Origin of the sequence: Paracoccus sanguinis (assembly GCF_012689545.1) — a bacterium.
In the GTDB taxonomy this organism is placed as follows: domain Bacteria; phylum Pseudomonadota; class Alphaproteobacteria; order Rhodobacterales; family Rhodobacteraceae; genus Paracoccus; species Paracoccus panacisoli.
The window spans coordinates 391,991-412,634 of sequence record NZ_CP051542.1 but is presented as its reverse complement, the minus strand read 5'-3'; the positions used below and the strand labels follow the sequence as shown (position 1 = coordinate 412,634).

At 66.6% G+C, this 20,644-nt stretch carries 23 protein-coding genes and 1 tRNA gene; 17 read left to right on the top strand and 7 right to left on the bottom strand.

The features are described 5' to 3' along the window. Nucleotides 1-417: 417 nt before the first annotated feature. Together HGN31_RS01965 and trpA are read right to left on the bottom strand one after the other, a co-directional pair. A complete protein-coding gene (locus HGN31_RS01965) occupies nucleotides 418-939 on the bottom strand; it encodes a VOC family protein (RefSeq protein ID WP_244961187.1) in 522 nt (173 codons plus the stop codon). Between the two features lie 127 nt (nucleotides 940-1,066). Then, nucleotides 1,067-1,936 (bottom strand): tryptophan synthase subunit alpha, encoded by an 870-nt coding sequence (trpA, locus tag HGN31_RS01960; protein WP_168782165.1) that lies wholly within the window; start codon nucleotides 1,934-1,936, stop codon nucleotides 1,067-1,069. Nucleotides 1,937-2,113: 177 nt separating this feature from the next. Between trpA and ychF the strand changes: the two genes are divergently transcribed. Then, nucleotides 2,114-3,211 carry a redox-regulated ATPase YchF gene (gene ychF, locus HGN31_RS01955; RefSeq protein ID WP_168782164.1) on the top strand — a complete coding sequence of 366 codons (1,098 nt, stop codon included), beginning with the start codon at nucleotides 2,114-2,116 and terminating at the stop codon, nucleotides 3,209-3,211. A gap of 368 nt (nucleotides 3,212-3,579) precedes the next feature. Then, a tRNA-Ser gene (locus HGN31_RS01950) sits at nucleotides 3,580-3,669 on the top strand. A 389-nt stretch (nucleotides 3,670-4,058) separates the two neighbouring features. On the opposite strand, the gene HGN31_RS01945 is transcribed toward HGN31_RS01950, so the two are convergent. From HGN31_RS01945 to HGN31_RS01925, 5 genes are all read right to left on the bottom strand, one after another. Continuing rightward, nucleotides 4,059-4,955, bottom strand: coding sequence for a restriction endonuclease subunit S (locus HGN31_RS01945; protein WP_168782163.1), 897 nt, complete (start codon nucleotides 4,953-4,955; stop codon nucleotides 4,059-4,061). A gap of 200 nt (nucleotides 4,956-5,155) precedes the next feature. Further along, nucleotides 5,156-7,210 (bottom strand): HsdM family class I SAM-dependent methyltransferase, encoded by a 2,055-nt coding sequence (locus HGN31_RS01940; protein ID WP_168782162.1) that lies wholly within the window; start codon nucleotides 7,208-7,210, stop codon nucleotides 5,156-5,158. Nucleotides 7,211-7,393: 183 nt separating this feature from the next. After that, nucleotides 7,394-7,786, bottom strand: a complete 393-nt coding sequence (locus HGN31_RS01935) for a hypothetical protein (protein ID WP_168782161.1) — start codon at nucleotides 7,784-7,786, stop codon at nucleotides 7,394-7,396. Beyond that, on the bottom strand, nucleotides 7,783-9,093 hold the full coding sequence (locus HGN31_RS01930) for a recombinase family protein (protein ID WP_168782160.1): 1,311 nt from the start codon (nucleotides 9,091-9,093) through the stop codon (nucleotides 7,783-7,785). The genes HGN31_RS01935 and HGN31_RS01930 overlap by 4 nt, the downstream gene beginning before the upstream one ends. After that, on the bottom strand, nucleotides 9,090-9,542 hold the full coding sequence (locus tag HGN31_RS01925) for a DUF2924 domain-containing protein (RefSeq protein WP_168782159.1): 453 nt from the start codon (nucleotides 9,540-9,542) through the stop codon (nucleotides 9,090-9,092). Before HGN31_RS01925 ends, HGN31_RS01930 begins: the two co-directional genes overlap by 4 nt. Before the next feature lie 440 nt (nucleotides 9,543-9,982). On the opposite strand from HGN31_RS01925, the gene HGN31_RS01920 reads away from it, so the two are divergent. The 15 genes from HGN31_RS01920 to HGN31_RS01850 all read left to right on the top strand — a co-directional run bounded on the left by HGN31_RS01920 (nucleotide 9,983) and on the right by HGN31_RS01850 (nucleotide 20,644). Then, entirely contained in the window at nucleotides 9,983-10,915 is a 933-nt protein-coding gene (locus HGN31_RS01920; protein WP_168782158.1) for an IS5 family transposase, read from the top strand. Nucleotides 10,916-10,956: 41 nt separating this feature from the next. Beyond that, nucleotides 10,957-12,201, top strand: coding sequence for a hypothetical protein (locus HGN31_RS01915; RefSeq protein WP_168782157.1), 1,245 nt, complete (start codon nucleotides 10,957-10,959; stop codon nucleotides 12,199-12,201). Then, nucleotides 12,170-13,108, top strand: a complete 939-nt coding sequence (locus HGN31_RS01910) for a uroporphyrinogen-III synthase (RefSeq protein ID WP_168782156.1) — start codon at nucleotides 12,170-12,172, stop codon at nucleotides 13,106-13,108. Before HGN31_RS01915 ends, HGN31_RS01910 begins: the two co-directional genes overlap by 32 nt. 112 nt (nucleotides 13,109-13,220) lie before the next feature. Beyond that, nucleotides 13,221-13,814 carry a sigma factor gene (locus HGN31_RS01905; RefSeq protein WP_168782155.1) on the top strand — a complete coding sequence of 198 codons (594 nt, stop codon included), beginning with the start codon at nucleotides 13,221-13,223 and terminating at the stop codon, nucleotides 13,812-13,814. A gap of 13 nt (nucleotides 13,815-13,827) precedes the next feature. After that, nucleotides 13,828-14,184 carry a hypothetical protein gene (locus HGN31_RS01900; RefSeq protein ID WP_211096322.1) on the top strand — a complete coding sequence of 119 codons (357 nt, stop codon included), beginning with the start codon at nucleotides 13,828-13,830 and terminating at the stop codon, nucleotides 14,182-14,184. A gap of 35 nt (nucleotides 14,185-14,219) precedes the next feature. Beyond that, on the top strand, nucleotides 14,220-14,702 hold the full coding sequence (locus HGN31_RS01895; RefSeq protein ID WP_168782154.1) for a hypothetical protein: 483 nt from the start codon (nucleotides 14,220-14,222) through the stop codon (nucleotides 14,700-14,702). 104 nt (nucleotides 14,703-14,806) lie between these two features. Then, nucleotides 14,807-15,664 carry an ATP-binding protein gene (locus HGN31_RS01890; RefSeq protein ID WP_168782153.1) on the top strand — a complete coding sequence of 286 codons (858 nt, stop codon included), beginning with the start codon at nucleotides 14,807-14,809 and terminating at the stop codon, nucleotides 15,662-15,664. Nucleotides 15,665-15,686: 22 nt separating this feature from the next. Continuing rightward, a complete protein-coding gene (locus HGN31_RS01885) occupies nucleotides 15,687-16,463 on the top strand; it encodes a hypothetical protein (protein ID WP_168782152.1) in 777 nt (258 codons plus the stop codon). 79 nt (nucleotides 16,464-16,542) lie between these two features. Beyond that, nucleotides 16,543-16,773 (top strand): hypothetical protein, encoded by a 231-nt coding sequence (locus tag HGN31_RS01880; protein WP_168783742.1) that lies wholly within the window; start codon nucleotides 16,543-16,545, stop codon nucleotides 16,771-16,773. Nucleotides 16,774-16,913: 140 nt separating this feature from the next. Beyond that, nucleotides 16,914-17,141: a DUF6511 domain-containing protein gene (locus HGN31_RS16255; protein WP_211096309.1), complete on the top strand. Its 228-nt coding sequence runs from the start codon at nucleotides 16,914-16,916 to the stop codon at nucleotides 17,139-17,141. Nucleotides 17,142-17,225: 84 nt separating this feature from the next. After that, entirely contained in the window at nucleotides 17,226-17,576 is a 351-nt protein-coding gene (locus HGN31_RS01870) for an HNH endonuclease signature motif containing protein (RefSeq protein ID WP_211096310.1), read from the top strand. Beyond that, nucleotides 17,573-17,788 carry a hypothetical protein gene (locus tag HGN31_RS01865; RefSeq protein WP_168782150.1) on the top strand — a complete coding sequence of 72 codons (216 nt, stop codon included), beginning with the start codon at nucleotides 17,573-17,575 and terminating at the stop codon, nucleotides 17,786-17,788. The genes HGN31_RS01870 and HGN31_RS01865 overlap by 4 nt, the downstream gene beginning before the upstream one ends. After that, nucleotides 17,785-18,582: a hypothetical protein gene (locus HGN31_RS16395; RefSeq protein ID WP_168782149.1), complete on the top strand. Its 798-nt coding sequence runs from the start codon at nucleotides 17,785-17,787 to the stop codon at nucleotides 18,580-18,582. Before HGN31_RS01865 ends, HGN31_RS16395 begins: the two co-directional genes overlap by 4 nt. After that, nucleotides 18,579-19,328, top strand: coding sequence for a hypothetical protein (locus HGN31_RS01855; protein WP_168782148.1), 750 nt, complete (start codon nucleotides 18,579-18,581; stop codon nucleotides 19,326-19,328). Before HGN31_RS16395 ends, HGN31_RS01855 begins: the two co-directional genes overlap by 4 nt. Next, nucleotides 19,325-20,644 carry an ATP-dependent DNA helicase gene (locus HGN31_RS01850; protein WP_168782147.1) on the top strand — a complete coding sequence of 440 codons (1,320 nt, stop codon included), beginning with the start codon at nucleotides 19,325-19,327 and terminating at the stop codon, nucleotides 20,642-20,644. The genes HGN31_RS01855 and HGN31_RS01850 overlap by 4 nt, the downstream gene beginning before the upstream one ends.

Below are 20,644 nucleotides of genomic sequence, written 5' to 3'. Positions count from 1 at the left end.
AAAGTGCGCAGCGCCGGCGCGATGCGCGAGGTTGGAGCCGCGCGCCGTGGCCCATTCACGTGCTGACGACCCTTTGGAGCGGCACGCCAGCGTGCGGTCGAGGGCTGAGTGGCCCGGTGCGCGGTAAGCGATTGCGCTTCCGGCGGCAGACGACCGATCTCATTGGGTCGGTGCGCCGAGAAACTGCGGTGGACGTTGAGCGCCGCCCGCGTCCAGCGCGCCCCCCAATCTCTCTGCCACTGAGCCCAAAACCTGCGACCGGGACGGGGCCGCACGCCGTAAGGCCGAGCAACGCGCCGTGGCTCCTTGTGCATGGGCAACCTCAGGCGACCTGAGGCCGAGCACCTCCCCGCCGCTCAACAATCGCAACCGCATCAACTCGCACGACGCCCGCCTGGTCGTCGCCCCAACGCGGCGCTACAGCCACACCGCCCCGCGTGGCGTCTCGATCAGCGCCCGCAGCGGGACTGCGCCCGGTCCGATCTCGATCCGCGGGTCGGAGGTGGCGGCCCATTCCGGCCAGCGGCCCGCTAACCCCAGCGCCAGCCGGGCCAGCCGCAGGCCGCGGTCGGGCAGGCGCGGCGCCGGGTGGGGGCCGCCCTGCCAGTCGATCAGCATTGGCAGCGCGCCGCCCGCCATGGGGCGGCCGTCCTCCGGCAGCGCGATCTGCCAGCGCAGGTCGCCGCGCGACTGCGCCGAACCCGAGGTGCCCGGCGGCGGGTGCAGCGCCGACGTCCGCGCCACCCAGCCGACCAGCCGCGGCGCGCCGCGAAACCCGTCGAGCCCGAACCAGCGCGGCCGGTCCGGGGCCGGGGCCGCGGGGTCGATGGCGATCAGTTTGAGATAGGCCTCGGGCCCCAGCGAGAGCAGCCGGTTGTGGGTTCCCATGCGGGGATGCGCGCCGCCCGGGTCAGGCGCGACGCCGAGCCGCGCAGCCAGAAACGCCGCCCCGGCCTCGAGCGTCTCGGCCGCGACTGCGAGATGGTCGAAGGTAATGGCGGCGCGAGCCGTTGCGGCATGGCCGTCCGCCCCGCTTACCCTGCCACCTCGTCGCGACGCGGACGCCTCACCCCGTCGGGCCTGCCCGGTGGGCACCGGCGGCGAGGCTTTCGACATAGCCCAGCACATCGGCCACCGGCTCACCCGCCCCGATCCGCGCCACGATGGCCGAGCCGACCACGCAGCCGTCCGCGACTCCGGCCAGCGCCTCGGCGGCCTCGGGCGAGGCGATGCCGAAGCCCACGACGACCGGCAGCCCTGCGGCGGCCCGGACGCGGGCGATCTCGGGGGCGACGTCGGCGGCGTTGGCGGCCGCGCCGCCGGTCGTGCCGGTGACCGACACGTAATAGACGAACCCCGAGGTGTTCTCGACCACCGCCGGCAGCCGCCGGTCGTCGGTCGTCGGCGTGGCGAGGCGGATGAAGTTCAGCCCCGCGGCCTGCGCGGGCAGGCAGAGCTCGGCGTCCTCCTCGGGCGGCAGGTCCACCACGATCAGACCGTCCACGCCGGCCGCGGCGGCCTCCTCGAGGAAGCGGGCGACGCCACCGCGGCGGGCGTAGATCGGGTTGTAATAGCCCATGAGGACGATGGGCGTGGTCGCATCCTCCTCGCGGAACGCGCGCACCAGTTCGAGCACCCCGGTGACCGTGCCGCCTGCGGCAAGCGCCCGCTGCCCTGCCGACTGGATCGTCGGTCCGTCCGCCATCGGGTCGGTGAAGGGCATCCCCAGCTCGATCACGTCCACCCCCGCCGCCGGCAGGCCGCGCAGGATTTGCAGCGAAGTCTCGCGGTCGGGGTCGAACGCCATGACGTAGGAGACGAAGGCCTTGCGCCCCGCGGCGCCCAGCCGGGCGAAGGTCGCGTCGATGCGGGTCGTCGCCGGGGCGTTCGGGCTCGGGTCGCGCTGATCGGGGTCGCGGTGGCTGGGGGCGGTCATGCGGGCTCCTCGCGGTCGGGTCTGGCCCGTCATAGGCAAGCAGGGCTGCGAGGGGAAGGGCAGGGACCGCACGGCCCGGCGGCCGCTGCGGGGGCAGGGGGCGGCCGTCCGGCACGCTGGACGCAGGGCCGCCGCTGCCCTAGAAGGCCGCGACACGCGCATCGAAGGGAATGGAACATGGGCTTTCGCATGGGGATCGTCGGGCTGCCGAACGTGGGCAAATCGACCCTGTTCAACGCCCTGACCCGCACCGCCGCAGCGCAGGCGGCCAACTTTCCCTTTTGCACCATCGAGCCCAACGTGGGCGAGGTGGCGGTCCCCGACCGCCGGCTCGAGCGGCTGGCCGCGATCGCGGGATCCAAGCAGATCATTCCGACCCGCATCACCTTCGTCGACATCGCGGGGCTCGTGAAGGGCGCCAGCAAGGGCGAGGGGCTCGGCAACCAGTTCCTTGCCAACATCCGCGAGGTGGACGCCATCGCCCATGTGCTGCGCTGTTTCGAGGACGGCGACATCACCCATGTCGAGGGGCGCGTGGACCCGGTCGCCGACGCCGAGACCATCGAAACCGAGCTGATGATCGCCGACCTCGAATCGATCGAGCGGCGGCGCGCGAACCTCGCCCGCAAGCTCAAGGGCGGCGACAAGGAGGCTGCGGCCCAGGACAGGCTGCTGATGGCCGCGCAGGCGGTGCTCGAGGCCGGACAGCCGGCGCGGACCGTCACGGTCGCCGAGGACGACCGCAAGGCGTGGGACATGCTGCAGCTTCTGACGGCGAAGCCCGTGCTCTACGTCTGCAACGTCGAAGAAGCGAAGGCCGCGACCGGCAACGCCCAATCCGACCGCGTCGCCGAGATGGCGCGCGCGCAGGGGGCCGGCCACGTGGTGATCTCGGCCCGCATCGAGGAGGAGATCAGCCAGCTGCCCGAGGACGAGGCGGCGCTGTTTTTGGGCGAGATGGGGCTGGAGGAGGCCGGGCTCGACCGCCTGATCCGCGCGGCCTATGCGCTGCTGGGGCTGCAGACCTATTTCACCGTCGGCCCCAAGGAGGCCCGGGCCTGGACGATCCACGCCGGCACGCTCGCCCCGCAGGCGGCGGGCGTGATCCACGGCGACTTCGAGAAGGGCTTCATCCGCGCGGAAACGATCGCCTACGAGGATTACGTCTCCGGCAACGGCGAGGCCGGCGCCCGCGAGGCCGGCCGGTTCCGCGTCGAGGGCAAGGGCTACGAGGTGCAGGACGGCGACGTGCTGCATTTCCTGTTCAACGCTTGAGGGGGTGGGGCGCGCGGTGGGTACGCGCGGTGGCCGCTCGGTGGTCGGGAACACGTCGTCGGGAAGGCGTCGAATGGCATGGTGTGGACGGTTGGGCGGTGAGGCCGCGGGGAAACCTAGTGCACGTCGTCGGCAAGACGCTGAGTGCATGGGTTTGTGGTTGGTTGAACGAAGCCCATCGCGGATTAGCGCGTTTTTGTCGGGGAATTTGCGTGGTCAGCGCCCGATGGATAACCTTCTCCGGAGCCGGGTGAGCGGGTCGGGGCGGGAGACAACGTTCGGTTCGGCCCGTACCGGTCAACGAACATCCTGCAGATGCTTCGATTCACCCTTGTTCTCCAGCCGCTGCCGCTGATAGACCCGCCGGCGGAGTGGTGGCCGAGTGGTCGAAGGCACACCCCTGCTAAGGGTGCAGGCGGGAAACCGTCTCGAGGGTTCGAATCCCTTCCACTCCGCCACTTGCCCTCGCGAAAGCGTTCTCCCGATCAGGCTGCGGCCGGATTTTTCCCTTGTTTTCGAGGGTTATGCGGGAGGGGCTGAACACCGACCCCGGCGCCAGGAGGCTTGGACGCGGTCTCTCGGGGCTGATATTCTCTGGACCTGTTGCCTTCGCAAGTTTAGTGAATTGTTTGCAAGCATCTGAAAATATGGGGCTTTTCGAGCTCGTCGCTGAGCACTTCGATTCCAGGAGCGTTTGGTAGATGGCACACAAATCGAACGCGCTGGTCGTCATACTGCAGCGCGACGGACGAGTCTGATGATCAGAGCTCGGTGCACATGGTCGCGTAGATCCATACTCCGACGCTTCGTAGCGCGTCCCAAAAACACCGTCTGAACACGACCCTAGTCAGACTGCGATATCCTCCACACGCAAACGTCCTCTCAACAGCTCCCCTAGCGCTGTGGAGGCAGCTTTACGGGCATTGTCGAGTGCTTCCATACGGTTCGCCATCTTTCGTTGCGCCTCAAGATCGAACTTTCCCGTGTTCGTATCGACAGGAACGGTCACTTCGACTTCAGCTCGAACGTTGCCGAGACTAGCTCGGAACACGCGGTCAAAGCCGTAGCGCTCCCGCGTTGCCTTGAGGTGCCAGTAAACATATCGCGCGTCCAGGCCGTCATCTAGCACCTGAATACGCCCGCAATGATCCGTGGTCGCAAAAGCTTCGCCGGCAGGGATAAAATTGAGATCGAACACCCCATCGATGCCCCATAGGATCGAGGGGCGCGAGAAGTCGCTGAGGTTTGAAGAGATGACATGACCAAAGGGAACCAGTGCGTTGGCACTGTAAGCGGGAATCCCCGAAGCGACGTGGCTTGAGCGAAGGACTCGCTCGCCAATCGAGAGTGAGAATAGCGCCTCGTCGCCTAGGCTCACCGCCTGTGTTGGGCCTTCGGGGTCAACTGCTAGCACAGCACGGTCCAATTGATCGGCTGCTGTTGTCATTCCTATCCGAGCGGCTTCGACCCGGCGCAACTTCGTTCCAATGGCCGCCATAGCCGCATAGTCAGGCGCGCCGTCCGTCCCAATTGGCACGGGGAACGTGACCTTGCCCGCTTCTTTCGGGTAGACTTTCGTGTAATTGTTTTTCCGACCCTCCACGATTCGGCCCACGGCCGCAGCCACAAGTTGCGGTTCTGCTGCAAGGCGCACGTACGCCAGATCAGGTGTGCGAACATCCTGGCGCGGCACCAAAATCCCCCGGTCGCGGGTAGCCGAAAAGCGCCCCTCGATCTCCTGCATGTGCCCTCCATAGCCATTCATGACCCAAGTAAGGCGTGGCCCTTCATGATCGAAGGTTGCGATGTGGCCGAACGGCCGCAAGAGCGATGCTGAGTAGACCGGATAAGGCCCCGGACTGGCCTCCGTGCTATCACGCGTGTGGGCGGCCCGCCCTTGGACAAGGCTAAAGAAATCCTCTAATGTGGCGTCTACATACTTTGTCATTTCACCGCATCCCTGAGGGCTTGGAGTGCTGATGCTGCCTCGTCGATCAGTTTCGACATCGTCGCGCCATCCACCTCAAAAACCTCTTCAGCAATTCCGAGGGCTACTTTCTCTTCGTGCGTCCAGATACGGTCAACTAACCAAGTTCTTAAAGTATCAAATTCATCCCACTTCAGCACTTTGCAGCGCGGATCGGTGGGAGCAAATTTGCTCGGCGCCGATCTGAAGTAACCGTAGGCAAGTTCCATGCCCTCAAGGTCATTATCCGCGATCGGCACTCGACGTGTATCACGCGATTCGCCAATCTCTGAAACGAGGTAAGTAAAAACAGGATCAGCTTGAACTTTACTCTCGTCACGTTTCTTGCGAAGCGCCAAAATGTAGGTCTTCTTCGGCGTAGAGTAAAAGGTCCGGCTAGGTAGTGCCGCTATCGCAAGAACGTCGCAGGTGGCCTTGATGTGATCGAGCATGGGCGCCTGGTTTAGCAGCCCATCCGGCGCAACGATCAAAGCCTCGCCACTAGGCTTGAGATGCCGAATGATCCACTGCAGAGCCAGAGATTCTGTGCCCCGCCCGCCCACGGCGTAGTGATCCCCGAGACCTTGTCCTTCAATCTCGCTACGAAGACTAGATGTGCCGCTGGTGACATATGGCGGATTCGTTAATATCAGATCGTAAAGCTCCTCGGCATCGACCTGGCCGAAGGTGCCGAGGTTTGTTCGAAGAAGTCGGAATACGTCGTTAAATGCGCCTGCAAACTCCTTCATGTGCTCTTCGGAAGGGTATCGATCCATAAGATCGGAGAGATAGACCAACATATTCGCCTTGGCCAAGATGATTGTACGCTCATCCTCCTTCTCGTCCGTGCCTTTGTCGTAACCGCGCAGCGCAATCCGAGGCTCTACCTTGCCGTCTTTCGGCTCAAATTCAGCCATCAAATGCGGATTTTCTGCAATGGCCTCAAGAATGAATCCGCCTACGCCGCTAAATGGGTCGCATATGCTTGATCCGGCTGAAAGCTGGCTAGCGTTTGACATGCGCACCATGCTTTGCACGACGTTTCGCGGTGTGAAGTACTGTCCGAGAGACTTTACGCCCGCCGATTGACGCAGGAATACCTCGTAGAGGCGGGTCTTGAAGTTTCGGTCAATGTGGCGCATGGAGCCGTTGTCGTTGTCGAAGGCTTGGAAAGCGCGAATAACCTCCCCGAACAAGCCTGCCTGCGACATGTTTGGCTGGCCGGCTTCATTTACGAATATCGTGCCATTTATCACTGTCGTATTGTCTTCTCCAGCGGGAAACAGCTTCCGGATCCGGTCTCGAATGACCTTGGCGTAGTGATCTAGCGCCTCTTCATCCTTTGCGCGTCCGCCCGGTGCGATGATCTCGACCACACGCTTGAAAGCATAGTTATCGGTCAGCACGCCAAGATCGCTTAGGAATTTGAAGACAAGTATTTCTACAACGTTGTAGAGGCACTTTTCGGGTTCCTTGCCTGTCTGAATCCAGATTTTTTGCCAGACTGCCTTGGCTAAGGGAGTGGGATCGATATGGCGGATGGATTCGAAGCGGTCGTTAGTATCCGACAAGCTGTAATCAGCCTTGTCGATAAATTCGGTAATCTCGCGCACCGCTTCAGGCGTAATGCGCCCCCCCTCGATCATCGATGGCTGTACCAGCGCCTTCACAGGCGTTCCATCCGCGTCGAGGACAGGATTGCCTGTCAGCGCGTTGTACCAGAGGGAGCGTTTGCCGTCCGTCAGAATCAACAATTTACATGATGCGCCCAATGCGATCGGGCGATAGTCTTCGACAAGAGTGGGGATGTTCTTGTCCCGCATCTCAGCCGGCGTCTTGACTTCAACGACCGCCTTTACATCCCCTAGGGGAAGATAGATCAAGGCGTCCGGCTTACGCTGCGCATGCTCAGGGGGTACGGCCCTGCGGAGAATTTTTGCGCGCTTAAGCTGCCCGAGCGTAGCTGAGCCCAAGCGCCGGTAGGCGTACCGACCAAGCGGCCGCGGCGGGCCTGAAACCAAGTCTTCGCTCAAGACATGCACCTTTGACTTCTCTGCGTCGAGATGCAAGGTGCCATGTTTCATCGACCGCCACAACCCGCTCGGGATGGCGATTTTCGCTAGGCTGCGACGCCTAGCACAATCCCGCTCAGCTGAGAAGCCCGCGACGCTGGCCCGGTTACCTTTCGAGGAGCCTTGGCGGCTTGGTGCCCGAGCTCAGGGACTGGGGTTGAACGACATTTCCTGCCGCTGCCACTCTACCGGGAACGGCTCCAGCACTTGCGCCAGCGTCACCTCCGGCCCCTGCGTCCCGTCCAGGATCGCTTCGATGATTTTGGGCGCGAGCAGAGTCAGGCGCAGGACCCGGGTCATGTAGGAGGGCGCGATCCCCTCGCGCTCGGCCAGTTCGGCGATAGTGGCGTACTCGCCCGACTCAAGCATCGTCTTCCAGCGGAAGGCGCGGGCAAGCGCCTTGAGCAGCGCACTATCGGTGCGCCTCGGCTGCGCGGCGCCATCCGGCAATTGCATCTCCTTTCGCCCGCCGCGCTTCACGATGCGGAACGGAACATGGAGCGTCACCGTGTCGGGGATGGGAGCCCCGCGGTTCATGCGGCCGCCTCGACGCCGCCAGCTAGCATTTCGCGTGCGAGGCTGCCGAGCCCATCCACGCGCAGCCGGACGTTGAGGCCGTCCGTGCCGATGTCCACCCGCTCGACCAGCAGCGCCACGATGCGGGCCTGCTCGGCGGGGAACAGTTCGTCCCACAGCGGGTCGATTTGTTGCAGGGCCGCACGGGCGTCAGCCTCGGTAATGTCGTCAGCATGGATGCGGGCGGCCTTCCACGTGCCCGCCACGATCTCGGGCTGGCGGAATACGGCGCGCAGCTGGTCGACGACGGCCGCCTCGATCTCGCCGGCGGGCACACGGCCGACCGGGCAGGACCCCGCGCCGTGCTTCAGCACTGTCTGGCTGACGTAGTAGCGGTAGAGCCTGTCGCCCTTGCGGGTGTGCGTCGGTGAGAAGGCCGCGCCGTCGGGTCCGAACAGCAGCCCCTTCAACAGCGCGGGCGTCTCGGCGCGCGTCCGGGCGGCGCGCTTGCGTGGGCTTTCCTGCAAGATGGCGTGGACGCGGTCCCATGTCGCGCCGTCGATTATCGCGTCATGCTCGCCGGGATAGCTTTCGCCCTTGTGCACCGCCTCGCCGATGTAGGCGCGGTTGTTCAGCATCCGGTAGAGGTACTTCTTGTCGATCCGGTTGCCGCGGGGCGTGCGGATCCCACGTTTCGCGACTTCCCGCGCCAGTTCGGTCCCCGAGCCGATCTCGAGGAAGCGGGCGAAGATCCAGCGGACGTGTTCGGCGGCGCCTTCGTCGATCGACAGTTTCCTGTTTTCGACCCGGTAGCCGTAGGGCGGGACGCCGCCCATCCACATGCCCTTCTTCCGGCTGGCGGCGACCTTGTCGCGGATGCGCTCGGCCGTCACCTCCCGCTCGAACTGGGCGAAGCTGAGCAGGATGTTCAGCGTCAGCCGGCCCATCGACGTGGTGGTGTTGAACGACTGCGTCACCGAAACGAAGGTCACGCCGTTCCTGTCGAACACCTCGACCAGCTTGGCGAAGTCTGCGAGCGAGCGCGAGAGTCGGTCGATCTTGTAGACCACCACGACATCGACCAGCCCGTCCTCGATGTCGGCCATGAGCCGCTGCAGGCCGGGCCTTTCCAGCGTGCCGCCCGAGATGCCGCCATCGTCGTACTGATCGCGGACCAGCACCCAGCCCTCGGAGCGCTGACTGGCGATGTAGGCCTCGCAGGCCTCGCGCTGGGCGTGGAGGCTGTTGAACTCCTGCTCCAACCCTTCCTCGGACGATTTGCGCGTATAGATCGCGCAGCGCTGCTTGCGGACGATCGGCTTCGTCATGTCCGCGCCCTCCGCGATTTCAAGCCGAAGAAGACCCACCCGTTCCAGCGCGTGCCGGTGATCGCACGGGCGATAGCCGACAATGACTTGTAGGGCCGCCCCTGCCATTCGAAGCCGTCCGCAGTGACGGTGACGACGTGCTCGACGCCCTGCCATTCGCGGATCAGCCGCGTGCCGGCGATCGGCATGGTGTCGGCGCGGACGCGGCTCTTCTTCCGGTCGCCGCCGTCCAGTTCCTCGCCGAGCCGTTCGAGGCGCCGGATCGTCTCGGGTTTGAGCCCGCCATAGGCAAGTTCCTGAATGCGGTAGGCCAAGCGGCTTTCCAGGTAGCGGCGATTGAACGGCGGCGGCTCGCTGTCGAACAGGTCGCGCCACTGCGCCTTCAGCTCCGGCGTCGTCGCGGTCTTCAGCGCGGCGAGGCGCGCGGGGATGGGATCGGGCTTGTTCATGCATTTCTCCGGTGAGTTGGAGTTGCATGACGGCATTGGTCGGGCGGATAGTGTAGGCAACGTTCTCCAGTATCGTCAGATACTTCGCCCCCATCCCGCATCCGCAACCGAACCAGCCCGAGCGCCAGCAGGCCGCATAGCTCAGTGCGGCGCTCTGCGGGCGTCATCTGGTCGGGCGGGAGCGGATTGGGTCGTTTCATGCGGGCCTCGGAGCGGTCGTCTCCTCTGGCCTCTACTCACCGTGATCGCGAACCGTCCCACGGAGTCCGGAAAGGCGCGGGTAGAGCCGCCTCGGACTCGACTCCCGGTTGTCCGGTCGGGTAGAACATAATCAGAACATGTCCGGTATTAGCGAGGTGAAAAAATGGGTTCAGACCGGCTCTGTTGCACAAATCGCGTGAGGGATTCACGTTGTGAATCCAGCGTGGTAGCTGCGGAACATGAGCAGACCCACACCCACAGCCTACAAGACCAGAAACTGGCCAGAGTATAACAAGGCGCTCAAACGCCGCGGCTCGCTGACGATCTGGTTCGATCCCGCCATGACCTGGGAAGCCGCGCCCACCGGCAAGCGCGGGCGGCAGCCCGACTACAGCGACGCTGCCATCCAGACCTGCCTGACAATGAAGGTGCTGTTCGGCATGGCGCTGCGGCAAACGACCGGGTTCGTCGAGAGCCTGCTGCGCCTGATCGACCTGGATTGGGAGGTGCCGAACTTCAGCACACTGTCACGGCGGCAGAAGACCCTGAAGGTCAACATTCCCTATCGGGGATCGGATGGGCCGTTGCACCTGCTGGTGGACAGCACCGGGATCAAGGTGGAAGGCGAAGGGGAGTGGAACGCCCGCAAGCATGGCGGCACCAAGCGCCGCGTCTGGCGCAAGATCCACATCGGGATAGATGAGAAATCCTTGGAAATCCGGGCCGCCGAGTTCACCACCAGTGAGATCGGCGATGCGCCCATGCTGCCCGAACTGCTGGACCAGATCCCGCCCGCACAGGAGATCGGCAGCGTCACCGCCGATGGCGCCTTCGACACCCGCAAGTGCCACGACGCCATTGCCGCCCGAGGTGCCGCAGCAATCATCCCGCCTCGCAAGAACGCCAAGCCGTGGAAACCCGACACCGCAGGAGCCATAGCCCGGAACGAAATCCTGCGGACATCGAAGCGTGTTGGCCGGACGATCTGGCGACGATGGAGCGGGTATCACCGCCGAAGCCGCGCCGAGACCAAGATGCACTGCGTCAAACTGCTGGGTCAGCGCCTGTCCGCAAGGGACTTCAACCGTCAGGTCGCGGAGGTCCAGGTTCGCGTCGCCGTCCTGAACGGCTTCACCGCGCTCGGCACACCCGTCACAGAGGTCGCAGGATAGGTCTGTCCGAGGGAAGGGGAACTCCGACCCTCAGCCGATTTGTGCAACAGAGCCGTTCAGACCTCAAGAAATTCGTCAATCCAAAATTCCTGAAGACCATCGATCTTGGCCTCATCAAGGAACTCTTTGCACGGCACTTCGAGTCGAAGGACGTGCCAATCGATTTCGATGGCGAAGATTCAGATGTCCGATCTGCGCTCGCGAAGCATTTCGAGGCGGCCGTCACCGCCTGGAACGAGGGCATGGTGGCCGATCTCCACCGGGTGGCAGACCTCGGAAGCAACGAGGGCATGCAGATCATCCTGAACGAGGCGCGGCGGCAGGGCGTGGTGCTCTATCCCGATCCCGAGCCGGACGAGAAGGAGTCTGCGCCAGCCAGACACGACCCGAAGCATGTCGCGCTTCACACCTACCTGCATCACAAGAGCGTCTTCGAGGCGGCGGCCGACTTCCACGCGCTGCGGGCCCCGACAGCACTGGCCGAGTTCCGAGGGCCGGAGCGCGACGTCAGCGCCGACCTGACGCCGGAGATCATCGACGCCTTCAAGGCCGCGGCGATGAAGCTTTTCGCCCGCGATCTTCAGGGCGAGTATTGCCGCCTCGGTCCCTACGAGGAGGACGGCGAGATCAACCTCGTCGTCAGCCATGGAGCCCCGGTCGCGACGACACCCGTGGTGGACGGCGACCAGGAGAAGATCATTCCGCTTCGCGCCGTGAAATACGCCACGCTGCGCTACTCGCCGGTGGAGGCGCGGTTGTTCATCGGCGGGGTCGCGAAGGCCCAGCAGGCGGATCTCGCCGAGATCTTCGCAAAGCACGTCCTTGGCCGTCCCGGCTTCTTCTCTGGCAAGGACGCCCGCGATCTCTATACCCTCGATCCGATCAGCGAGGCTGGCCCGGATTTCGCATTCGATCATCGCTACGACGACCGCATCCTCGACGTGCGGATCGTGGCCGGCGCCGCCGATCATTTCGAGTGGGACGAGGACGAGGCAAAATGGCGGTACGTCCGGACCTGGGAATCGAAGGACGCAACCGGCGCGCTGCGGCACTTCAAGGGCAGCGAAGTGCAGTTCGGCAAGGGCTGGCGGCTCGGCGAGATCTCGTTCCGCGTATTCTTCAAGTCGGAGGGCAAGCGGCCTGTGCAGGTCACCGTGAAACTGAAACCGCCGGGCACGCTCGCTTTCCGCAGGACGCGGTTCGAGAAGACGGTCCACACGCTGATCGCGCGGCACGGGCTGGAGAAGGATCGCGATGCTGGCATGGTTGTGGACGCGGCTGAGTGACGGCGGCCCGGAAGTCTCGATCTCGGGCCGGGCGCTGCGCCGGTTTCCCGAGCGCGAGGTCGAGCGCCTGCTGAGGACGCGCGTGCTGATCGAGCTTCCGAAGGCGGACAGCTGGTCGGTCTGTGCGCATTGCGACTGCGGTCTCGATGTTCGCCCGATCCGGCAGATCGGCGACGAACTGCGCGCATGCTGTCCGCACGATGCGGCACAGGACGTTGTTCTCGAGGATGGCGACCTGACGCGGTTCGGCGTCGATGCCAACCGGCTTGCAGGACGGATCGGCGCGAGCGGCGGTCTCGCCGGCGGGGTCTCGGCGGTCGTGGATGGGGTCTGGACGATCGGCTCCGGGCCTGCCGGTCGGGTGTTCATGCTGTGCGACGACGCGGACCGGTTGGAGGCGCCGGGCGCAATCCTCGCGCTGAAATCCGCGGCGGCGCCGCGGCCGCTGACCGTCATCGCCAAGGAGCCGGAGCCGGCACTGGTGCTGCGGCTGCGCGAGGCCGGGATCGAGGTCCGGGCGCTTGCCGACGTGGTCAAGGCAGATCGGGAGGGCGTCGACCGCCTCATCCTCGACGACGGGCGCATACCGAGCGGCGGAGTAAGGCTCGTCCTTCATCGCCAAGGGCAGTTCGCGGTGCTGGACGGTCGCCGCCTCGATCTTGCCCCGCAGATGTTCGCTCTCTTCAGAATGCTTGTCGAACGGTCGGTGCAGCGCGATCCCGTGCTCAAGGCGCAGGAGATCGAGGCGCAGTTTCAGCGAACACCGCGAGAGATCGTCCGAGACCTGCGCAGGGCCCTGGTCACCTGCGGGCTCACAGAAAAGGAGGTCGAAACGCTCGTGGGGACCGTCCGGTCGCGCGGGTACCGCCTTGGCCTCGCGCCGTCAGAGGTCGTCATGGAGGACTGAGTGCCGTCGGTCACACACCCGGCACACATCAAACACACGCCAATCACACCGGCAGACCGGCAGAGGCCGGCAGTCTCGGAGCATCAGAAACGACGTTCCGAGGCTTTCACCGATGTATCCCCCGATTTCCCCCTCCGACCTTGCCACGCTGATCGACGAGACAGACGTCGCGGCGCGGCGTCTGCACCGCAAGCTGGCGCTCCCTGCCGCCGATCTCGACGATCTCCGCCAGGACCTCCTGATCGATGTGATCTGCCGGCTGCCGGGCTTCGACAAGCGCCGCGGCTCCATCGGCGCCTTCGCCGGTCTCGTTCTCCGCAACCAGTGCTCGCGCATCGCGATCCGGCACCACCGGCAGCGCCGGGCGCAGGGCGGCACGGTGCTCTCGCTCGACGCGCCCGTCTCCGGCAGCGCCGAGCCGCTGGGCTGCCTGCTGGCGGAGACGGACGGGCTGGCCGCCTGGCACGGCCAGGATCGTTGCGCCGCGGCGGACGTGGAGACCCGCCACGATCTCGCCCGGGCGCTCGCCGACCTGCCGGAGGATGTCCGCGGGCTCTGCGCCGCGCTCGGCACCTGCGCCGTCGCCGATCTGGTCGGCCGCGACGGCATCTCCCGCTCCGCCCTCTACCGCCGCCTCGCACGCCTCCGGCTCGAGCTCGCCATGCGCGGGCTCGGGGGGCGGTGGGACGCCTCGCGAGCCGCGTGAGTAGAGGGAGGACATGGAGATGCTCGTCATGCCCCCAACAGCTTTCACCCCGGCGCGGCCCCGGCCGCTGACCGACATCGAGTTCTGCGCCTGGATCGGACAGGCGATGCCCGGCGACCGGCTGGAATACCACCGCGGGTTCCTCGGGATCGACACGACGGCCGTGATCTCGACGCTGCCGGAACCGGACCGCCGCCGGCTGGCCGCGCTGGCCGGCGCCGCGCACCGGGCCTTCGAGGTGGGCCTCGTCCACCTTGTTCAGGTGCGGCTCGGTCCGGACCGCTTCGCCTATCTCGCCATCGCCCGGACCAGGCCGCGCCGCACGCCGGTGCCGCTCGCCCGCCTGATCGAAGACGCCGAGGCCGCCTGATGGCCCTGCCATTCCCCTCCAATGGAGACCCCGCCATGCCGCATCCCGACAATGCCCCCCGTTTCGACGACCTCGAAGGTCTCGCCCTCGGCGACATCGCGGCGCTGCCGCCCGGGATGCTGCTGGATTTGCAGACGACGGCGCTCGCCGAGACCGCCCGCGTGAAGCGGCTGCGGGACCGGCTCGAGGCCGGGATCGCGCAGCGCTATGAGGCCGCCGTCGCGGCCGAGCGGGCCGCTCAGGGCAAGACCAGCGGCACCGTGAGGGTCGAGGACGAGGGTGTCGTGGTTGTCGCGGACCTGCCGAAGAAGGTTTCCTGGGATCAGGACCGGCTTGCCGCCATGGCCGAGCGCATCCGCGCCGCGGGCGACGATCCCACCGAGTATCTCGAGATCGCCTATCGCGTTCCCGAGCGGCGCTACGGCGCCTGGCCCGCGGCGATGCGCGAGGGCTTCGCGGACGCGCGCAGCGAGACCACCGGCAAACCCGTCTTCCGGCTCGAGGCTCGAGACCGGTGACGCGCGGCGGCGGGACGCCCGGTCGGCAACGCCGGGCAGGTTCCCCTTCGGCACCCGGTCACCCCCGCCGCCGCGCACCCTGAACGCAACTCCCGGAGAACCCCATGGCCTTCCGCATCATCACCGCCGACGAACGGCTCTCGGCCGCCGAGAACAAGACCTCGCTGGCCATCTTCGGCCCGCCCGGCGTCGGCAAGACGACGCTGCTGAAGACGCTGCCCGCCGAGGAGACGGTCTGTCTCGATCTCGAGGCCGGCATGAAGTCGGTGCAGGACTGGCGCGGGGACTCGATCCCGGTGCGCAGCTTCACCGATTTCCGCGACCTCGCCGTGCTGATCGGCGGCCACGATCCGGCGCAGCATCCGCAGTCCTGGTACGGCGCCGAGTATCACGCCTGGCTGCAGCAGCAGTATCTCGGCACCGGCATCGAGGACTTCCTCGCCCGGAAGCGGATCGTCTTCGTCGACTCGATCACCGACCTGACGCGGCAGGCCATGGCCTATGCCCGCCAGCAACCCGAGGCCTTCTCCGAGCGGACCGGCAAACCGGATGTCCGTGGCGCCTACGGGCTCCTGGGTCGCGAGGTGATCCAGGCGCTGAAGCACCTCCAGCACGCCCGCGGCAAGACGGTGATCTTCGTCGGCGTGCTCGAGAAGGTGACCGACGAATTCGGCGCGACGACATGGCAGCCGCAGATGGAGGGCACGAAGGCCGGGCGCGAATTGCCGGGCATCGTCGATCAGGTCGTCTCCATGCAGCTCTTCGGCCGCGACGCCAAGGGCGACTGGACCCTCGACGAGACCTCCGCCGAGCGCCGCCTCGTCTGCCGCTCCGGCAACCCCTGGGGCCTTCCCGCCAAGGACCGCTCCGGCCGCCTCGATGTGACCGAGCCGCCCGATCTCGGCGCGCTAATCGCGAAGATCGACGGCCGCGCACCTGCCCACTCCGCAAATCCCTCCTGATCCAGACGCAAAGGACAGATCCATGAGCTACGATCTCAATGATGCCCAGCCGCAGATGGCCCCCATCGGCGAGCTGATCCCCGACGGCACCTTCGCCAAGGTCCGCCTGACCGTGCGCCCCGGCGGCGTGGACGGCGCCACGCCGATGGACGCGAAGCTCCTGAAAGCCTCGCAGTCGAGCGACGCGAAGATGCTGGACTGCGAGTTCACCATCCTCGAGGGGCCGCATGCCCGGCGGAAGTTCTGGCAGAGCTTCACCGTGGCGGGCGGCAAGGTCGACGAGAAGGGCCAGTCGATCGGCTGGAAGATCTCGAAATCCACCTTTCGGGCGATGGTCGACAGCGCTCTCGGGCTCGATCCCAGGGACGAAAGCCCCGACGCCAAGGCCAAGCGGGTGCTGCCCGGGCTCAAGCATCTCGACGGCATCGTCTTCGCCGCGCGGATCATGGTGGAGCCCGCCTCGAACCCGCAATACCGCGACCAGAACCGCATCGCCAACGTCGTTCTGCCCGACGAGCCGCAGCACGGCCCGATCATGCGCGGCGAAGCCGTTCCTCCGGAGCCCGTCAACGCCCCGCCGCGCAAGGCCGCGAGCGCGCCGGCGCCGGGCTGGCAGGCGCCCACGCCGGCATGGGGCGCGCAGCCGCAAGCCCCGGCGGCGGCTCCGGCCTGGGGCGCGCCGGCGCCGGCTCCGCAGCAGCCCCCACAGCAACCGCCCGCCCAGCAGCCGCCGGCGTCCCCGCCCAACGCGCCGGGCGGAGCGCCGGCGACCGGCATGCCCGCTTGGCTCAATGGCTGAGGCGCGGTCGGCAGCGCGGCGACGGAGGTCAAACCGGCCTTCGCCGCTGCCCGAGGCCCGGCGCGATCCTGCCGGGCCGATGACCCCGGATGAATGGCAGGCGCATGTGACGCGCGAGGCGGCGCTGGAGATCGGACGATGGCTCGAGGCCCGAGGAAGACTGCACGCCCCCATCGCAAGCCTCGGCCTCGGAGACCTCGAAGCCATGGCCAGCAACGCGATCTCGCGCTGGATCGTGCTCCAGTCCGAAAAGCTCCGGAGGGCGGGCTGGCCGCCCGAGGACCCGATCGCGACCTTCTTGCTCGGGTAGCGCTCTGCGCCGTCTGCGCCCGCGAGGCGCGCGGCTTCGGCTACTGCCACGGCCTCCGCTGGGATCGCCACCCCTACCACCGCTTCTGCTCGCGCCGCTGTCAGGACGTGGGCAGCGCCATCGCCCAAAGGAACAACGGCATGATCGACAAGACCGCGCGCGAGGCGCAGGCGATCCGCGATGCGCGGACGCTCTTCGCCGAAGCGCTCACCGATCTGGGGCTCATGGAGCCCTTCTTCCATCGCAGCGCCCAAGACATCGACCGCCTGATCGAGGCGGCCGTCACCGGCTACATCGACAGCATGCAGGACCAGGCCGCGCGCAAGGAGCGCACCGGCACGGTCCTGGATGACCCTCTGCCATTCTAGTCGGAGAGCGAAATGACCAACGGTGAAATCTGGAGAACCGTCCCGAGCGCCCCCGACTTGCTAGTGAGCAGCGAGGGGCGCGTGATGCTCGCGCCCTATCGCGGTCCGATGCCCAAGGGCGGCGAACGATCCTACGGGGGCACGCCGACGTTCGGCGTGTGGAACAAGCAGGATGCCCGCTTCATCATCGTGGTGCGCGGAACGACCTACAAGGTCGCGAGGCTCGTCGCAGAGGCGTTCCACGGACCCGCGCCATTCGACCGCGCCGTCGTCATGCATCTCGACGAGAACGCCGCGAACAATCGCGCCGACAACCTCGCGTGGGGGACGCAGCGCGAAAACCTGAACGCGCCTGGTTTCCTCGAATACTGCCGTGGGAGGGCCGGAGATCGTCATCCCGTCGCCGTCGGCAAGCGTCGGAGGGCACGGTCATGATCGACCTGAACGACGACACCGCGTCCTGCAGCTGGAAGCACCTGCTCGAGGCCGCCACCGAAAACGCCGTCACCGACTTCGAGATCGAGTTCTGCGACAGCCTCCACGAGAAGCTCGCGCGGTTCGGCGAGAACGCCCGGCTGACGGACGCGCAGTTCCACAAGCTGACCTGCATCGCGCAGGCCGGCGGGTTCTGGGAGCGCGAGCGATGATCGACCTCAACCATGGCTCGGGTTTCCTCTACGGCGCCGGCGCGCCACGTCCTCCCATCGCCGAAGCCGTGTCTGCCGCCATCGACACGGCGCTGTCCGCGCGCAACCGCGCCGAACGCCCGCGCACCTATGTAAGCTCCTCGGGTCTCGGCCGCGACTGCCTGCGCCAGATCCAGTACGACTTCCTCGCGGTGCCCAAGGACGAAGGCCAGGAGTTCGCGCCGCGCACGCTGCGCATCTTCGAGGCGGGCCATCGGGCCGAGGACATCGTCGCGGGCTGGTTCCGCATCGCCGGGTTCGACCTGCGCACCGAGCGTCCGGACGGCCGCCAGTTCGGGTTTGAGGCCCTCGGCGGCCGGTTCAAGGGCCATATCGACGGCTGCCTCGTCTCGGGCCCCGTCGCGATGGTCTATCCCGCGCTCTGGGAGAACAAGGCGCTCGGCGCTGCCAGCTGGAAGGACGTGGTCAAGCGCGGCGTCAGCCTGGCGCGGCCGGTCTATGCCGCCCAGATCGCGCTCTATCAGGCCTACATGGACCTGCCGGCCCCGGCGCTCTTCACAGCGCTCAATCGCGACACGATGGAGCTGCATGCCGAGCTCGTGCCCTTCGATGCGCATCTCGCGCAGGAGATGTCGGATCGCGCCGTTGCCGTGGTGCGAGCCTCCGAGGCGGGGGAATGGCTGCCGCGCGCCGCGGCTGAGCCCACGGCGGTCCTCTGCCGCGGCGGCATGGCGGCGGGCAAATGGCACGCCCCCTGTGCGTGGGCGAAACGGTGCTGGGGTGAGCGGCGATGATCCCTGACGCCTATGAGCTCAAGCGGATCGTGCGCGCGCATCGCGAGCGGTTCTGGTGCTCCGACCTGCTCGGAGCGGCGGAGTTCGCGCCGATCTATTTCTTCGACGATCAGGCCGCCTTCGATGGCGATATCGTCGACCGCGCGATGACCCGGGTCTTTACCGGTCCGCTCCGGCTGCCGCATCCGTCCGTGATCTTCGAGGTTCGCGAGCAGCGCGCGTCTCCCTCTGGCCTGATCGTCTGCGCACGCGCCGACGGCGACATCGTCGAGGCCACGTTCCTCATGCGCAAGCGGGCGCCGCGCGGCTGGACGGATTGCCTGGTGCGGGTCTGGATGCATCCGGACGGCAAGGCGGAGATCGAGGGCAACCCGGCCGAGCGGAGCGACGAGACGGTCCGCGGTCACGGCGAAGTCGCCGCCGGCATCGTCTGGCGCGCGCTGACCATCCTCGGCGCCTCACCTGAAATCCGCGACCGCAAGGTGTCGCCTGCAAAACGGTCCCGCCTGTCCCGCGAGGGCGTGCGCGGATGGGTCTGGCGCCAGGTCGCCATCGATCCGGAGCGCCTGCGCGCGGCGACGCCGCCTCAGGGCGGCAGTCACGCCAGCCCACGCTGGCACATCCGACGCGGTCACTGGCGGCAGCTGGCCGACGGGCGCCGGGTCTTCGTCCGTCCGTGCGAGGTGGGCGATCCGACCCGCGGCGGGATCGTCAAGGATTACGCAGTGGAGGCACCCCATTCATGACCGAGTTCACCCCATCCGCCACGCAGGCCACCGCGATCCGCGAGATCAAGGAGTGGTTCGAGACCCGCACCGAGCAACAGCAGGTATTTCGCCTGTTCGGCTATGCCGGGTCCGGCAAGACCACCGTGCTGAAGTTCGCGCTCGACGAACTCGGGCTCTCGCCCCACCGCAGCGCGAAGGACGGCCGGTGCGTGCCGGGCGTCGTCACCGCCACCTTCACCGGCAAGGCCGCGCTGGTGCTGACCCGCAAGGGCACGCCGGCGCGCACCATCCACAGCCTGATCTACTCGGTGATCGAGGCGACCGAGGAGGAAATCGAGGAAGCCGCGAGGAAGATCGCGCTGGCCGAACGCGACGCGCTTCGCCTCACCGGGTTCGCGCGCACCACGGCCGATGCCGCGATCGAGGCGATGCGCCGGGGCCTCTCGGCGATGAAGCACCCGCGCTTCGCCCTGAACCCGCAGAGCGACGCCGCGGACGCCCGGCTCATCGTGCTCGACGAGGTGTCGATGGTCGGCGAGGAGATGGCGCGCGACCTGATGAGCTTCGGCAAGCCGATCCTCGTGCTCGGCGATCCCGGCCAGCTGCCGCCGATCCGGGGCGAAGGCGCCTTCACTCGCGACGAGCCGGACGTGATGCTGACCGAGATCCACCGCCAGGCGGCCGAGAGCGCGATCATCCGCCTCGCCACCATGGCGCGCGAAGGCCGGCCCATCGGCTTCGGCGTCTACGACGACCATGTCGCGAAGCTCCGCAAGGGCGATATAACGCCGGAACAGGCGCTCCGCGGCGGCCAGCTGATCTGCGGGCTGAACGCAACGCGGCTGCAGATCAACAACGCCATGCGCGCGGCGGCCGGTCTCGGCGGGACCTGGCTGCCCACGGGGCCGGCCGAGAAGATCATCTGCCTGAAGAACCAGAACGATCTGGGGCTGATCAACGGCATGTTCGTGACGCTCGAGGACATCGTCGACGAGGGGAGCCTCTACTTCTCCGCCGTCGTCCATGACGAGGACGGGCGCCGCATCGGCGAGCCCTATGAGGACGGGCGCCCGGGCCGGCTGCGCATCTACAAGGGGCATTTCGAGGACCATGTCGCCTACGACGACAAGCGTCACGACCGCGACTACAAGGAGAAGCGCCTCCTGACCGAGGCGACCTTCGGCTGGGCGATCACGGCCCACAAGGCGCAGGGCTCGCAGTGGGAGAATGTGATCGTCTGGGACGACGGGCTGGGTCGCACCGAGATCGACCGGCGCCGCTGGCTCTACACCGCGATCACCCGGGCCGAGCGCGGGCTCGTCCTTCTGGCCTGA

Bases quoted from the DNA above. Each gene is read 5' to 3' on its own strand.
- trpA (WP_168782165.1), bottom strand. From the start codon at position 1,936: ATGACCGCCCCCAGCCACCGCGACCCCGATCAGCGCGACCCGAGCCCG.
- ychF (WP_168782164.1), top strand. From the start codon at position 2,114: ATGGGCTTTCGCATGGGGATCGTCGGGCTGCCGAACGTGGGCAAATCG.
- HGN31_RS01945 (WP_168782163.1), bottom strand. From the start codon at position 4,955: ATGCAGGAGATCGAGGGGCGCTTTTCGGCTACCCGCGACCGGGGGATT.
- HGN31_RS01935 (WP_168782161.1), bottom strand. From the start codon at position 7,786: ATGAACCGCGGGGCTCCCATCCCCGACACGGTGACGCTCCATGTTCCG.
- HGN31_RS01930 (WP_168782160.1), bottom strand. From the start codon at position 9,093: ATGACGAAGCCGATCGTCCGCAAGCAGCGCTGCGCGATCTATACGCGC.
- HGN31_RS01925 (WP_168782159.1), bottom strand. From the start codon at position 9,542: ATGAACAAGCCCGATCCCATCCCCGCGCGCCTCGCCGCGCTGAAGACC.
- HGN31_RS01920 (WP_168782158.1), top strand. From the start codon at position 9,983: ATGAGCAGACCCACACCCACAGCCTACAAGACCAGAAACTGGCCAGAG.
- HGN31_RS01910 (WP_168782156.1), top strand. From the start codon at position 12,170: ATGCTGGCATGGTTGTGGACGCGGCTGAGTGACGGCGGCCCGGAAGTC.
- HGN31_RS01905 (WP_168782155.1), top strand. From the start codon at position 13,221: ATGTATCCCCCGATTTCCCCCTCCGACCTTGCCACGCTGATCGACGAG.
- HGN31_RS01900 (WP_211096322.1), top strand. From the start codon at position 13,828: ATGGAGATGCTCGTCATGCCCCCAACAGCTTTCACCCCGGCGCGGCCC.
- HGN31_RS01895 (WP_168782154.1), top strand. From the start codon at position 14,220: ATGCCGCATCCCGACAATGCCCCCCGTTTCGACGACCTCGAAGGTCTC.
- HGN31_RS01890 (WP_168782153.1), top strand. From the start codon at position 14,807: ATGGCCTTCCGCATCATCACCGCCGACGAACGGCTCTCGGCCGCCGAG.
- HGN31_RS01885 (WP_168782152.1), top strand. From the start codon at position 15,687: ATGAGCTACGATCTCAATGATGCCCAGCCGCAGATGGCCCCCATCGGC.
- HGN31_RS01880 (WP_168783742.1), top strand. From the start codon at position 16,543: ATGACCCCGGATGAATGGCAGGCGCATGTGACGCGCGAGGCGGCGCTG.
- HGN31_RS16255 (WP_211096309.1), top strand. From the start codon at position 16,914: ATGATCGACAAGACCGCGCGCGAGGCGCAGGCGATCCGCGATGCGCGG.
- HGN31_RS01870 (WP_211096310.1), top strand. From the start codon at position 17,226: ATGCTCGCGCCCTATCGCGGTCCGATGCCCAAGGGCGGCGAACGATCC.
- HGN31_RS01865 (WP_168782150.1), top strand. From the start codon at position 17,573: ATGATCGACCTGAACGACGACACCGCGTCCTGCAGCTGGAAGCACCTG.
- HGN31_RS16395 (WP_168782149.1), top strand. From the start codon at position 17,785: ATGATCGACCTCAACCATGGCTCGGGTTTCCTCTACGGCGCCGGCGCG.
- HGN31_RS01855 (WP_168782148.1), top strand. From the start codon at position 18,579: ATGATCCCTGACGCCTATGAGCTCAAGCGGATCGTGCGCGCGCATCGC.
- HGN31_RS01850 (WP_168782147.1), top strand. From the start codon at position 19,325: ATGACCGAGTTCACCCCATCCGCCACGCAGGCCACCGCGATCCGCGAG.